At 51.0% G+C, this 13,944-nt stretch carries 9 protein-coding genes; 6 read left to right on the forward strand and 3 right to left on the reverse strand.

Annotated features, from left to right (window positions below):
• Positions 1-62 precede the first annotated feature (62 nt).
• Together ACSEXW_RS23735 and ACSEXW_RS23740 are read right to left on the reverse strand one after the other, a co-directional pair.
• Positions 63-1,139 (reverse strand): YqhG family protein, encoded by a 1,077-nt coding sequence (locus ACSEXW_RS23735; RefSeq protein ID WP_438448664.1) that lies wholly within the window; start codon positions 1,137-1,139, stop codon positions 63-65.
• Positions 1,136-2,938 (reverse strand): DEAD/DEAH box helicase, encoded by a 1,803-nt coding sequence (locus ACSEXW_RS23740; RefSeq protein WP_438448665.1) that lies wholly within the window; start codon positions 2,936-2,938, stop codon positions 1,136-1,138. Before ACSEXW_RS23740 ends, ACSEXW_RS23735 begins: the two co-directional genes overlap by 4 nt.
• Before the next feature lie 179 nt (positions 2,939-3,117).
• Between ACSEXW_RS23740 and ACSEXW_RS23745 the strand changes: the two genes are divergently transcribed.
• The 4 genes from ACSEXW_RS23745 to ACSEXW_RS23760 all read left to right on the forward strand — a co-directional run bounded on the left by ACSEXW_RS23745 (position 3,118) and on the right by ACSEXW_RS23760 (position 5,465).
• Positions 3,118-3,990, forward strand: a complete 873-nt coding sequence (locus tag ACSEXW_RS23745) for a lipoate--protein ligase family protein (protein WP_438448666.1) — start codon at positions 3,118-3,120, stop codon at positions 3,988-3,990.
• Between the two features lie 25 nt (positions 3,991-4,015).
• Entirely contained in the window at positions 4,016-4,540 is a 525-nt protein-coding gene (locus ACSEXW_RS23750) for an NUDIX hydrolase (RefSeq protein ID WP_438448667.1), read from the forward strand.
• 34 nt (positions 4,541-4,574) lie between these two features.
• The gene (locus ACSEXW_RS23755; protein ID WP_438448668.1) at positions 4,575-5,210 is read left to right on the forward strand and encodes a peptide-methionine (S)-S-oxide reductase MsrA; all 636 of its coding nucleotides are present in this window, start codon (positions 4,575-4,577) and stop codon (positions 5,208-5,210) included.
• 81 nt (positions 5,211-5,291) lie between these two features.
• Entirely contained in the window at positions 5,292-5,465 is a 174-nt protein-coding gene (locus tag ACSEXW_RS23760) for a hypothetical protein (RefSeq protein ID WP_438448669.1), read from the forward strand.
• Positions 5,466-5,607: 142 nt separating this feature from the next.
• On the opposite strand, the gene dat is transcribed toward ACSEXW_RS23760, so the two are convergent.
• Entirely contained in the window at positions 5,608-6,447 is an 840-nt protein-coding gene (gene dat, locus ACSEXW_RS23765) for a D-amino-acid transaminase (protein WP_438448670.1), read from the reverse strand.
• Between the two features lie 381 nt (positions 6,448-6,828).
• Here dat and ACSEXW_RS23770 point away from each other — a divergent pair, with 381 nt between their 5' ends.
• Both ACSEXW_RS23770 and ACSEXW_RS23775 read left to right on the forward strand, forming a co-directional pair.
• Positions 6,829-9,447 carry an adenosylcobalamin-dependent ribonucleoside-diphosphate reductase gene (locus ACSEXW_RS23770; protein WP_438448678.1) on the forward strand — a complete coding sequence of 873 codons (2,619 nt, stop codon included), beginning with the start codon at positions 6,829-6,831 and terminating at the stop codon, positions 9,445-9,447.
• A gap of 315 nt (positions 9,448-9,762) precedes the next feature.
• Positions 9,763-13,482, forward strand: coding sequence for a YobI family P-loop NTPase (locus tag ACSEXW_RS23775; protein ID WP_438448671.1), 3,720 nt, complete (start codon positions 9,763-9,765; stop codon positions 13,480-13,482).
• The last annotated feature ends 462 nt before the right edge of the window (positions 13,483-13,944 follow it).

Below are 13,944 nucleotides of genomic sequence, written 5' to 3' on the forward strand. Positions count from 1 at the left end.
GGAAGTCTAGCAAAAAGTTTGTTTCTTTGTGATGGTAGGTGCTGCGTTTTTTTTGAGAACATTTATCGATTGGCGTCTATCGCTGTCCTGAGCCCCTCTGCCAGGTGAAAGAATCCGCAGTTGATGACGGATACGTGGATGCGGGGACGGTACTGCCAATCGATCTCCTGCTCCCGGCTCTTGTACTGCTCCAGCACCTCCGGCTTCTTATCGGGCTCAACGGTCCGGAGCAGCTCGCCGAAATAATCATCGATCCGGCTCCACTCCTCCTTCAGCCGCCTCCAGGCGTCCTCGGACCAGCGGTGGTCATACCGCTTGATCTTCTGCTCCAGATAATTCTCCACCATCTCCACCGCCGCGCCAATGGGGATGGGAGCAGGCTCCAGATGAATGTTGGATGGCAGCTGGGGACTCATGCTCTTGCGCCGGACCCGGTCGAAGAACCGTTCGACGATCTGCCCCGTTCCCAGGTGGATGCCGAAGGAATGAAGCTCGTCGCGCTTCATATCGCAGATAAATTCCACCTTCAGGTTGACGCAGAGCCAGGTGCTGTAGCCCATGGAAGCGTAGGGGTTCCGGTCGGCCGGCCGCAGCTCCTCGAACAGACGGACGAACTTCCCCCGGTTCTGCACGACACCGAACAGCTGGTCCAGGCGGCGGCTGCCGAACATCATGACGTCGCTCGGCACACGTCCCACCGGAGCGGCGGGCGCGACGCCGAAGTAGCGCCCGAGGATGCTGTCCCCGGCTGGCGCACTCGCGGCGCCGCCGGACATGACGCCGCCGGGAACGGCGCCGGCCGGTGGCCCGCCCGTCGGAGGCCCGCCGGCTGCAGCCCCGCTGGCCGGAGTGCCGGACGGGCTGCCGACTCCCGCTGCAGCCGGCCGGATCGGGATGCCGACGGGGACATTCGGTTTGGCATGCACCGCCTCGGGATCGAAGACGAACTTGAAGAGCATCGGCTCCGGAGCGGCGCCTGTCCGTTCCACGAAGCTCCAATAGTAGGACCGGTTCATCAGGTCCTTGTCGGCTTCGGGGGAGAGGCGCACGGTGACGTGGCCGTCTCCTTTTTCCACCAGCTGGCAGCCCGTGGCCTCCAGGTACCTCATCACAAAACGCTCGATGGTCTGCCGGTTCACGGTCTCACCTCCGCCTGGGCGCCGCCCATGCCGGCAATGGCGCGGGAGGCCATCGCGGCCGAGGCGAGGACATCCTCTTCCTCGTGCTCCACTTCCTCGCGGACGTGATGGAATTCCCGGCCCAGCTCATCGAGTCGGCTGCGCATATCCGCATCGTCCCTGGATTCGAGGACCATGCGCAGAATGCGGGATTCGAGGGAGGTGCTCCGCTTCTCGATCCGCTCCAGAATCGTGTCGAGCCCGCCGATGACCATCTCGAACATATTGATCTTCTCGTGGAGGAGATTCAGGATATGCTCCTCGATCGTATTTTTCGTAGACATGTTGTAGATCTGGACGTCATGAGTCTGACCAAGCCGGTGCACCCGGCCGATCCGCTGCTCCACCCGCATGGGGTTCCAGGGCAGATCGAAGTTGATCATATGGTGGCAGAACTGGAGATTGATCCCTTCGCCGCCGGCCTCGGTGGCCACCAGCACCTGGGCCCGGCTCTTGAACAGGTCCATCATCCAATCCTTCTTGCCCCGGTTCATGCCGCCCCGGTAGGGCACGGCAGAGATCTTATGCTCCTTCAGATAATGAAGCAGGTATTCCTGGGAGGCCCGATACTCGGTGAAGATGATGACCTTGTCCCCGATCTCCCGGATCAGGTCCATCGCTTTCTCGGCCTTGGTATTGGCTTTGATGCTCTTGATGAGCTGGACCAGCTCGCCGACCCGCGACCGCATGGGCGAATCCTCCGGCATCTTCTTGAACATGTTGAAGAGCGTCAGGAAGACGGCGTCTCGGCTGGAGCAGACCTCACGCTGCAGGGTTACGAGAGAGAGGATGCTGGCCAGGTCGCCCTGGGACTCCTCGTAGCGTTCCCGGACGAAGTGGGTCACCCCCTGGTAGAGCTGCAGCTCCTCGGGAGACAGCTCGAGAATGACATTCTTCACCTTCCGCTTCGTAAAAGCGACCCCGCCGTCGCTCCGCCGGTTCCGGATCATGATCTTGGACAGCTCCTCCTGGAGCTGGTCCTCGTTCTTGGGCGTGCGCTTGCCCCGCACGAAAGCAGACTGGAACCTGCCCTGGCCGCCCAGCTGTCCGGGCTTCAGGACGTTGATCAGGTTGTACAGCTCCTTCATATCGTTCTGGACGGGGGTGGCGGTTAAGAGGAGGCAATATTTTTTGCGAAGCTCGCTGACGAACTGGTAGTTGGTGGTCTTCTTGTTCTTCAGCTTATGGGCCTCGTCGATGATCAGCATGTCGTATTCCATATTCAGCACGATATCCCGGTGGGGATCCCGTTTGGCGGTGTCCATGGAGGCCACAACCACATCGCATTGCTCCCACATGTACGCCTTCTTCTGGGCGGCTGCGGCGATGCCGAACTTGGAGTTCAGCTCCCGCACCCATTGCAGCACCAGGGAGGCAGGGACCAGAATCAGCACCTTCTTGACCAGTCCCCGGACCATGTATTCCTTCAGGATCAGTCCGGCTTCGATGGTTTTCCCCAAGCCTACCTCGTCGGCAAGGATGGCGCGCCCCCTCATCTCGGTCAGCACCTTCTTGGCGGTGTCCAGCTGATGGGCCATTGGCTCAACATGCTGGATGTGCCGCAGGCACAGGAGCTCGTCGAAGCTCGATACGGTTCGGGAATCCTCCGCTTCGTAAGCCAGCTGGAACAGGGTCCAATCGTCCCACGGCCCGTTGCGGTCGGCCCGCTGCTGCAGGGTTCCGACCCAGCTCCGGTCCACATGCATCTCCAGATGGCTGGCAATACTCCGTACGATGGTCTGCGGCTCGGTTGCGCTCATGTGACGGCACCTCCTGGGTAGGTTCGGACTCGTATCCTCTAGTATGATCCATTTGCTGGTCTTTCATAACCATAGAGGCTTTGCTGGAGGAGGAAGGCGGGGTGGGGGACAAGCTTTCTTTCGGGTGGAAAAATGAAGTATGATGGGACTATTCCATACACGGAGGGTAGGTGACCGCGATGTACATCGGTCAACAAGAGGGATCGGAACCGCCGGTTTGGCGGCTCATCCGGTCCGGAGCATGCTCCCCAGCGGAAAATATGGCCGTCGACGAAGCCATCCTGACCCTTCATTCCGAAGGGCGGGTTCCCCCGACGGTCCGCTTCTACGGCTGGGCACCGGCCACACTCAGCATCGGCTACTTCCAGAAGGCCGAAGAGGAGGTGGACGTGGAGGAGGTTTCCCGCCAGGGGATTGGCTTCGTCCGCCGTCCCACAGGCGGACGGGCGGTGCTGCACGACGCGGAGCTGACCTACAGCATCGTCGTGTCTGAATCGTATCCGGGCATTCCGAGGTCCGTCACGGAAGCGTACCGGGTCTTGAGCGAGGGACTCCGTCTGGGCTTCGTCCGGTTGGGCCTCCATGCGGAGATGACGGAGCTCTCCGGTGATAAGAAGGAGGCGCTGGCAGGAGCGCCGGCATCGGCGGCCTGCTTCGATTCGCCGTCCTGGTACGAGCTGGTGGTGGAGGGACGCAAGGTAGCGGGCAGCGCTCAGGTCCGACAGAAGGGCGTGGTGCTGCAGCACGGGTCCATCCTGCTGGAGCTGGACACGCAGGCGCTCTTCCGCCTGCTCCGATTCCGGTCGGAGGAGTCTCGGAACCGGTTGGCCGCCGCATTTGAGCGTAAGGCCGTCGCGATTAACCCCCTCTTGAGGGGGGCAGGGAAGCAGGCCGTATCGGTGGCTGATGCGGAGAAGGCTTTTACCGCTGGGCTGGAGGAAGGTCTGGGGATCCGGTTGGTTGAAGAGGGCTTGACCCGCGAGGAGCGGGAGCTGGCGGACCGTCTGGTACGGGAGAAGTACGGCACGGAGGAGTGGAACCTCCGGCGCTGACGGATATGCGGGAGAGTGAAGACGAATGGAACTGCTGGTTGAGTTAGAGGAACACAGCGTCGGGTTGGAGCCGGTGATGCGGCCGGACGGGGGGGAGCAGGCTTATCGTCTCCGCAAAGCGGCGCGGGCCGTGGTCCGGGATGGACAGGGGAGAATCGCCCTGCTGCATGTGACGGCCAAGGGCTACCACAAGCTGCCGGGAGGCGGCGTGGAGAAGGGCGAGGACTTGTCGGCCGCCCTGCGGCGCGAGGTGCTGGAGGAAGCGGGCGTGGAGCTTGCGGTGGACGGCGAACTGGGGATGACGATCGAATACCGGAACGCCCACGGGCTGCTGCAAGTTTCCTACTGCTACTTCGGACGGATGGTGGGAGAAGCCGCCGGCACCGACTTCACGGAAGAGGAGAAGGAGGCAGGCTTCCGGCTTCTATGGGTGGCGCCTCATGAAGCAGTGTCACTGCTGGAGCAGGACAGGCCGGCAGATTATCTTGGTGCGTTCATCCGGGTGCGGGATAAGGCCTTTCTGCGCCGGTACGTCGGAATGATGGCTTGATGGAGTCGTATGAACGAAGGGGGCGGGTATAACGGTGGACAAGACGGAAACGGTTGTCCTGGGCATGGGATGCTTCTGGAGTCCGGATGCCCTCTTCGGGCATCTGCCGGGTACTGTCCGGACACGAACGGGTTATGCCGGGGGTTCGACGGCGCACCCGACCTACCGGGACATGGGGGATCATTCAGAGACCGTCGAGGTGGTCTATGACCCTTCCCTGCTTCCCCTGGAGCGGATTCTTGAGGTGTTCTGGACCGGCCATAACCCGGACAACATCAACGATTACAAGGGCCGTCAGTACCGCTCTCTGGTGCTGTATCATAGCGCGGAGCAGCTGGAGGTCATCCGGGAGGTGCTGGAGCTCCGGGATAGGGAGGGCCGTCCGCGGCCGGAGACGGAGATTTCTCTAATCCAGTCGTTCTATCCTGCGGAGGAGCGCCATCAGAAGTACTATCTGAAGCGTTATCCGGACGCCGTGAAGCAGCTGTCGGAGCTTCTGTCAGCTTCGGAGCCGGAGGCGCTGACGGATTCGACCCTTGCCGCTCGCTTGAATGGGCTGGCCAAGGGCTACACGAATCTGGAACGGATCCTGAAGGAGATCCGGACCTGGGAGATCGGGCCGGAGCAGCAGGAGCTGTGGATCGAACGGCTCCGGCGCATAAAATGGTAGCCTCACTCCGCATAATAGCCGTTGGGCCGGCGTCCTGCACCGACTGATCGAAGCAGCGCCTCCCAGAAGGAGATGAAGCACATGACCGAGCGCTCCAAGGAACCTCTTCGCCACGACGGTGTTCCGCTGAACGGCGGCAAGAATCTAACCATCCCGAACAAGGACATTCAGGCCGAGATCGACAATGAGCAGGCGGAGGCTCTGGTTGCAGACGCAGCCGGGGACAGAACCGCCGCCTCTTTGGGAAATGAATGAAGGAATGAGAAACACCCGGATTGGGAGCTGCATGCTCCCGGCCCGGGTGTTTGTATGTGATACAAAATAGCCGATTGGATTCAACCTGCTCAATAACCATCCCAGTCGCCCGTCCCGCCTGACCCTGGATGGGCCTGGCCGGTTATCGTCCGATTCGCGCAGCGAACGCCTGCTGAAGGCGACGCGTTACCGGCCCTGGAGTCCCGCCGGCAATCGGAGTCCGGTCCACCATCACCACCGGCGTGACCTCCGTTGTGGTTCCGGTGATGAATACCTCTTCGGCCTCCAGCAGGTCATGGAGCGTATAAGCCTCCTCCGCCAGCGGCAGGCCGTTCTCTTCCGCCAACTGCAGCACCACGGCACGGGTGATTCCATGCAGAATCAGGTTGTTGGCCGGGTGGGTCCGGATGATTCCGTCCTTGACGATCATAATGTTGGAAGAGCTGCACTCGGTCACGATACCGTCCCGGTGCAGCACGGCTTCGTCCGCTCCCTTGTCGGACGCTTCCTGCTTGGCCAGTACGTTCGCCAGCAGATTCAAAGTCTTGATATCGCAGCGCAGCCAGCGGATATCCGGTACGGCCGCCAGCCGAATTCCGCGCTCCATCTTCTCCTGAGGACGTTCCATGGCGTTCGTATAGCCGGTCATGACGGACGGGGTGCCCTCGGGTGGAAAAGCATGGGCCCGCGCAGCGGCTCCGCGCGTGATCTGCAGATACAAGGTGCCGTCGCCGACGGGCTCCGCCGCCAGCAGCTCCTCCAATAGACCGGCGATCCGTTCCGGCTCGAAGGGGAGCGGGATCCGCAGCTCCCGGGCGCTCCGCACCAGCCGGGCCATATGGGCTTCCCCCTCGAAGATGCGGCCCCCGTATAGGCGGAATACCTCGTAGATGCCGTCTCCGAAATAATAGCCCCGATCCTGGGGATCGACCGTGGCTTCCCCGAAGGGAATGATGCGGTCCTGCTTCAGATACATGCGCATGGTTTCGTACCTCCTGGTGTTCGTCTCTCTATAACCCTCAATTCTAGACGATTTCATAGGGATAAGATTGCATCTTGAGCGCCATTTGTCAATGGTCGGAATTGTTGTAATTTGTCGAATAATTGCATGATTTCATCCGCTGAAAAAGAGAGCTAGAGCGAGAAAAAATGAGAGAATCCCGGCATGTTCCGGGGTATTCGCCGAATTTCGTCCGCATATCATTAGATACACAATATCTAGTGTTGTATAATGAACTTCGCACACAACATCTAGTTAATTCCATCTAAAATAGAGGTGCCTTGAGAACAAGATTTTTGTCGTTGTCAAGTCGAAGTGACAGGTAATTTTTGAATATGCCGGGAGGGTGTTGATTTGGAAACAATGCAGCTGAAAACAACCAAACTCGAGGGCTTAAGCGAGAAAATCTTTCTGGACCGTTATGCGATGAAAGATCCGGATACCAATAATACCAAGGTGGGCGACCTTGCACTGGTTCTGACGAAGGACGACCCCAAATTCCCTGCCAAGGAAGTCGGCGAGATCATCGCACGGAACGGTCGGAATGTAACGGTGAAGCTGCGCAGCGGCGAAACGGTGGAATCTTCCATCGAGAAGCTTACGCTGACCAAAGAGAAGACACCCGAAGAGCTGTGGGACCGTTTGGCCAAAGCGATGGCCTCCGTCGAAGCCACCCCGGAGAAGAAGAAAGAATGGACCGAGAAATTCCGCTACATATTGGACGACTGGAAGCTGGTTCCAGGCGGCCGGATCGCTGCGGGAGCAGACGCCAGCGACGAGCTGACGCTGTTTAACTGCTATGTCATTCCCTCTCCTCATGATAGCCGGGGCGGCATCATGTCCACCCTGTCCGAGATGACCGAGATCATGTCCCGCGGCGGCGGTGTAGGCATCAACCTGTCTTCGCTGCGTCCCCGCCGGTCCCTGGTCCGCGGTGTCAGCGGCTCCTCCTCCGGTGCCGTATCCTGGGGCGGACTGTTCAGCTACACCACCGGCTTGATCGAGCAGGGCGGCAGCCGCCGCGGCGCGCTGATGCTCATGATCAACGACTGGCATCCGGACCTTCTGGACTTCATCACCGTCAAGCAGACCATGGGCCAGATCACCAACGCCAACCTGTCCGTCTGCGTCAGCAACGGCTTCATGAAGGCCGTGAAGGAAGACCTGGACTGGGAGCTCATCTTCCCCGACACCTCCGATCCCGAGTACGATGCCGTATGGAACGGCAGCCTGGACGAGTGGAAGGCGAAGGGCAAGGCCGTGAAGTTGTACAAAACCGTCCGCGCCCGCGACGTATGGCACACCATCATCGAGTCGGCTTGGAAATCCGCCGAGCCGGGCGTCGTGTTCATGGAGTATTATAACCAGATGTCCAACAGCTGGTACTTCAACCCGATTATCTGCACCAACCCGTGCGGCGAGCAGGGTCTGCCGGCTTGGGGCGTATGCAACCTGTCCGCCGTCAACCTGTCCAAGTTCTACGATGCGGAGAAGCATGATGTGGCTTGGGAAGAGCTGGGCCGTGTCGTCCGCTATTCCACCCGGTTCCTGGACAACGTCATCGACAAGACGCCGTATCATTTTGAAGAGAATCAAGAGAACCAGCAGAACGAGCGCCGCGTCGGCTTAGGCTCCATGGGTCTGGCCGAGCTGATGATCAAGCTGGAGATCCGGTACGGCAGCCCGGAATCCTTGGTGTTCCTGGACAAGCTGTACGGATTTATGGCCAAGGAAGCCTATCTGGCCTCTGCAGAGGTCGCCGGTGAGAAGGGCTCCTTCAAGAAGTTCGACAAGGAGAAGTTCCTGCAGAGCGGCTTTATGAAAAATATGGTCGCCGAATTCCCGGAAGTCGGCGCAGCCATTCAGAAGAAGGGTATGCGCAACGTCACCGTCATCACCCAGGCTCCGACCGGAAGCACCGGTACGATGGTCGGCACATCGACGGGGATCGAGCCGTACTTCGCCTTCGAATACTACCGTCAGAGCCGTCTCGGCTTCGACAAGCAGCTGGTTCCGATCGCGCAGGAGTGGAAGGATAAGCACCCGGGCGAGGAGCTGCCTGCTCACTTCGTAACCGCCATGGATCTGTCTGCAACGGATCATGTCCGGGCGCAGGCGGCCATCCAGCGTTGGGTGGACAGCTCCATCTCGAAGACGGCCAACTGTCCGTCCGACTTCACCATTGAAGAGACCAAGGATCTGTATGAGCTGGCCTTCGATCTGGGCTGCAAGGGCGTTACCATCTACCGCGACGGCAGCCGCGACGTTCAGGTGCTCTCCACCGAGAAGAAGGAGGAGCCGAAGGAAGCTCCGGCGGCAGCAGCGGAAGAGAAGGCCACCGCCGACGAGAGCCAGGCGCTGAACGCCATCAGCTCCTCTCTGTCCGTGAATGCCGAGAAGAAGGCCGAGCCGGTCTTCGACAAAGAGTACAAGCGCCGTCCACAGGTTCTCCGCGGCGCTACCTACAAAGTCAACACCCCGTTCGGCATGGCGTACATCACCATCAATGACCTGGACGGCATTCCGAGCGAGATCTTCCTGAACGTAGGCAAGGCGGGCTCCGACGTATTCGCCATGTCCGAGGCGCTGGGACGCGTCTGCTCCTTGTTCCTCCGCTACGGCGACCACGGCAACAAGGTCTCGCTCCTGATCAAGCACCTGAAGGGCATCGGCGGCTCCGGCGCCATCGGCTTCGGCGCCAACCGCGTCGAATCCATCGCGGATGCCGTGGCCAAGTCGCTGGAGATGCACCAGCAGGCCAACGCCCACGCGGCTGACCCCTATGTCACCGCCGCTGCAGTACCAGCCGCCGCTCCCGCGGCGCACGACCACAGCCACCATGATGGCCACGACCACAGCCATCACGAGCTGAACGAACTGACCCAGACCAAGGACATCTGTCCGGGCTGCGGCAGTGCCAGCCTCGTCCACTCGGACGGCTGCAAGAACTGCACCAACTGCGGCTATAGCCGCTGCAGCTAAAAGAAGAGAGCCAGGGCGGATGCCCTGGCTCTTTTGAGTGTTGTCATAATTCTAGTTGCAAAATTTTTGAGCATAGAATTTCAGTATTTATGAGAAATGCATAAATATACAAAAAAGAATTGCATATGTATTAAAAACAGGAGCGAAGGTTGATTATCAATAACTTTTGCTCTTTTTCTATTTGCCAATAATGTTGAAATAAGTCGGAGTCCTAAAGAGGAAGCAGTGACCACAATGGAGAATATTTACTGTATTGTTAGCTGAAATGGTTGTGTCGAAAGCCGAAGTTATTGTTATGAAAAGGTGGATCTTACTATGGAAACAGAAAAAATCAAATTCCAAAAGCTTACTCCAATACGAAATGCCGACTTGAAAATATATGAGGAGGCGATAAATTTTGTATTTGATGAAAGTGATCTTAAGAATATTGCTATAACTGGTCCCTACAGCGCAGGAAAAAGTAGTGTTATTGAATCTTATAAAGAAAAGTATCCCAAGAAGAAATTTCTTAATATATCACTAGCTCATTTTGATTCAACTGAAAAAAAGGACGAATCTGATACTTCAAAAGAGAAACAGATACAAGATTCAACATTGGAGGGGAAAATATTAAATCAACTTATACACCAAATAGATCCGGAAAGAATCCCGAATACTAATTTTAAAGTAAAAAGAACAATCTCAAAATCCAATATTATCTTCACAGCATGTTTACTTGTGATTTCTCTTATATTGTTTTTATTTATTTTAAACTTTAACGCATGGAAAAAATTCGTTCAGGGCTCCTCAGACTCTTTCTTTAGACAAACGTTAGCTTTTTCTACAAATGAAGTTGTTGTTTTCGTAAGTGGAATAATTTGTACTATTACTTTAATTTATCTTACGGTAAAAGTCATTAAGATGATAAGATACAACAAATTGATATTTAAGAAATTAAAGGTTCAAGGAAGTGAGATTGAATTATTTGAGGAAGTGAAAGAATCATACTTTGATAAATATCTCAATGAGGTGCTATATCTTTTTATTAATGCAGAAGCAGACGCGATTATTTTTGAAGACATGGATAGATTTAATAATAATCAGATATTTGAAAAGCTTCGTGAGATCAATTGTCTAATTAATAAGAAATCCAAAAGAATTATCCGGTTCTTTTATTTACTTCGTGACGATACTTTCGTATCTAAAGATAGAACTAAATTTTTTGAATTTATAATACCGATAGTTCCAGTTGTAGATGGATCTAATTCGTATGATCAATTTTTAAGTCATTTTAAGTCAGCTGAATTACTGAAAAAATTCGACCAACATTTTTTACAAGGACTTTCGTTATACATAGACGATATGCGAATATTAAAAAATATATATAATGAATTCGTTATCTATCACGAACGCATACAGTCCACCGAGTTAAGCAACGATAAACTCTTAGCGATTATAACTTATAAAAATATTTTTCCTCGTGATTTTAGTGAATTACAATTAGGTAGAGGCTATGTCTTTAGTTTGTTTCAGAATAAAGATTATATTATCAATTTAAGATTAAGTAAGATGGAAGATAACGTTCTTGAAATGGAAAAAGAAATTGAAACAATTAACAATGAATTATGCAACGACTTGGATGAATTGGACGCAATCTACTTAATCACTGGACCATATGGTATTTCTGTAAACGGCAGGAGAGAAAATAGTTTTTCCACAAGATCAGCGTTAATAAAAGCTATGAAAGAAAACCCAGATAATATATTCCAACAAAGTCCGCATGGACAACAACAATTTGCTTTTCAACAAACGTACGATAATTTAACCACTATTCCTGAATATCTTGAACGGAAAAGTGTAATTGAAAAAAAAACAACCATTTCAGTTGAAACAATAAAAAATGAGATTATTAAAGTTAGGATTGAGATGTCTCTACTCAAAAATAGGAAATTGAGTGAATTAATTACCAAAGACAACATTAATGAGATATTCGGAGTTAGTCATATTAATGAAGTAGGGGAAGTCACTTCATACAATGACGTTAAAGCAAGCCCCTATTTACTATTAATAAAATATTTACTGCGTTATGGTTACATTGATGAATCCTATCCTGATTACATGACATATTTTTATGAAAATAGTATTAGTAGAGTGGATAAGATATTCTTACGAAGCGTTACGGATGAAGCAGCAAAAGAATTTACGTATGAATTGAAGGATCCAGCACATGTGCTTCAACGATTAGTAGAAACAGATTTTGATAAAGAAGAGATACTAAATTTTAATCTATTAAGACATTTATTAAAAACAAGAAATCCCTTCTTAAATAGAATAATACTTCAACTCACGACCAAGAGTAGATTTGACTTTATTGCGCAGTTCTATTGTAGAGGGGAAGAAATACCTGAATTTATCGAGACAGTTAATCATGCATGGCCCAATATCATTAAAGGTATACTTGATGGAACAGATTTTTCTGACACTCTGAAACATCAATATATCGTTGATTCCTTCTATTATTCATCTGATGCTATTATTCTTTCAAATAATAATGAACACTTATTGAATAAATATATTTCTTCGAAGAAAGATTTTTTAAACATTGGAAACCCAGATATACTCAAAATTATAGGGAAGTTAAAAATTTTAAGTGTAAAGTTTGAGCAAATTGATTTTGAAAGATCAAACAGATTGTTGTTTGAAGAGATGTATAAGGCTGAACTATATTCATTAAATTATTTTATGATCTCACTTATTTTAGAACAAATATACGGACTTCCGTATAATGAAGATTTTAAACATAAAAACTATACTCTTGTGTTAACTAAACCGCATGAGCATCTTACTACATACGTTAGAAAAAGCATAAATAAATATATGGATATTATCCTTGAGATATGTGACTCAAAAATAGAAGATACTGAAGAAGCTGCATTAGAATTAATAAATAATCCCGAGATTGATAACGGAAAAATTATAGCATATATTAAAAATCTGGTTGTCCAATTAGAGTGTCTTCATTGTGTTGATAGTAAGGAGTTATGGCCAATCATCATAGAACAACAAAAAGTTAAATATTCAGTCTATAATATACTTCAATATTATTCGCATTCTAAAAATCTAGATGAGGTATTAATTAATTTCATCAACAGTAGTGAAGGCTTCTTAGATCTTGACTATGAAAAATTATGTGTGAAATATGGTACTGACGAATGTGATTCTTTCTTTGAGGAAATCTTGAAATGTAACGATGTATGTGACGAGAGATATAATAATTTCATTCGATGCTTAGATTGGACTTATACAGAATTTGATTTTGTAGGATTATCGGAGTCGAAGATTAGAGATTTGATTTCAGAGGGTATAATTGAAATGAATGCTCAAAATTTGGAATTTGTAAGAGAGCATTATCCAACGAATATTATTTTGTTTATTTTAAAGAACATGAGTACATATGCAACCGAAGTGATAAATGAATCAAACTTTGAGAGAAGAGAACTTATTGTGATTTTAGAACAGAATGATGTATCAGAAGAACATAAAATAAAACTGCTTAGTTTCACATCTGACCCCATCACGTTAAAAGATAAACAATACTCAGAAAATGTCGTTTTGAACATTCTTGAGAGGAATCTTGAAATCCATGAATTTCCTTATTTATACAACAATTATGGACGATTCAGTAATAATATTAAAACAATGATAAGTCATATTTCTTTAGAAAATGTTGAATGGATTATCGATCAAAAATACGAAGTAGCCTATAATCTTTTGTGTAACTTACTAAAATCAGATCAAATATCAATGAATCTAAAGGATGAATTGCTGTTAAATCATTTACTCGCTTTAGATCTAGATCAAACGATCACATGTCTAAAAATGATGGAAAAAATCGAAATATTAAGTCTTTTTGTTGGAAAACGACCTAAAGTCGAGAAGAACCGTATTAATGAAGAAATGCTGAACGTTTTTAAAATGAAAGGATGGATATATGGTTTCGACATCGAAAAAAGTGAACCAGATTTTTATAGAGCAAGAGGACGAAAAATATCTTAAATAGAAAGAAAAGTGAGGTGCTCAACTTAATGTTGGTCATCTCATTTTCACATTAATGGAATAGTAATCGTATAAAGGTATTTATTATTTCATAATTGGTGATACTAGTCTCTATTATACCTTGAAGGAGATTAGTTTATGCAAGAACTGTCGCACGTATAATTGGGCCCAAGTATAAGGGGGGTCTGTCAAGAATTTTGTGTAAACTCATTTATAGGGAACTCCCCCGGGGAGGGGGAGTTGGCCTGTCTAGCGTAAATGTTGACCGACCCGATCCGGGAAAAAGACCGGAAGCTGCAGAAGCATTTGTTCCCAGTTTTGAACGGGTCTGTCAATAATTTTGTGTAAACTCATTTATAGGGAACTCCCCCGGGAGGGGGAGTTTGGCCTGCTTACCGTAAATGTTGACCGACCCGATCCGGGAAAAAGACGGACAACTGTAGTAGCATTTGTCCCCAGTTC

This window comes from Oryzibacillus soli (assembly GCF_051594765.1).
Lineage (GTDB): Bacteria > Bacillota > Bacilli > Paenibacillales > NBRC-103111 > Paenibacillus_AR.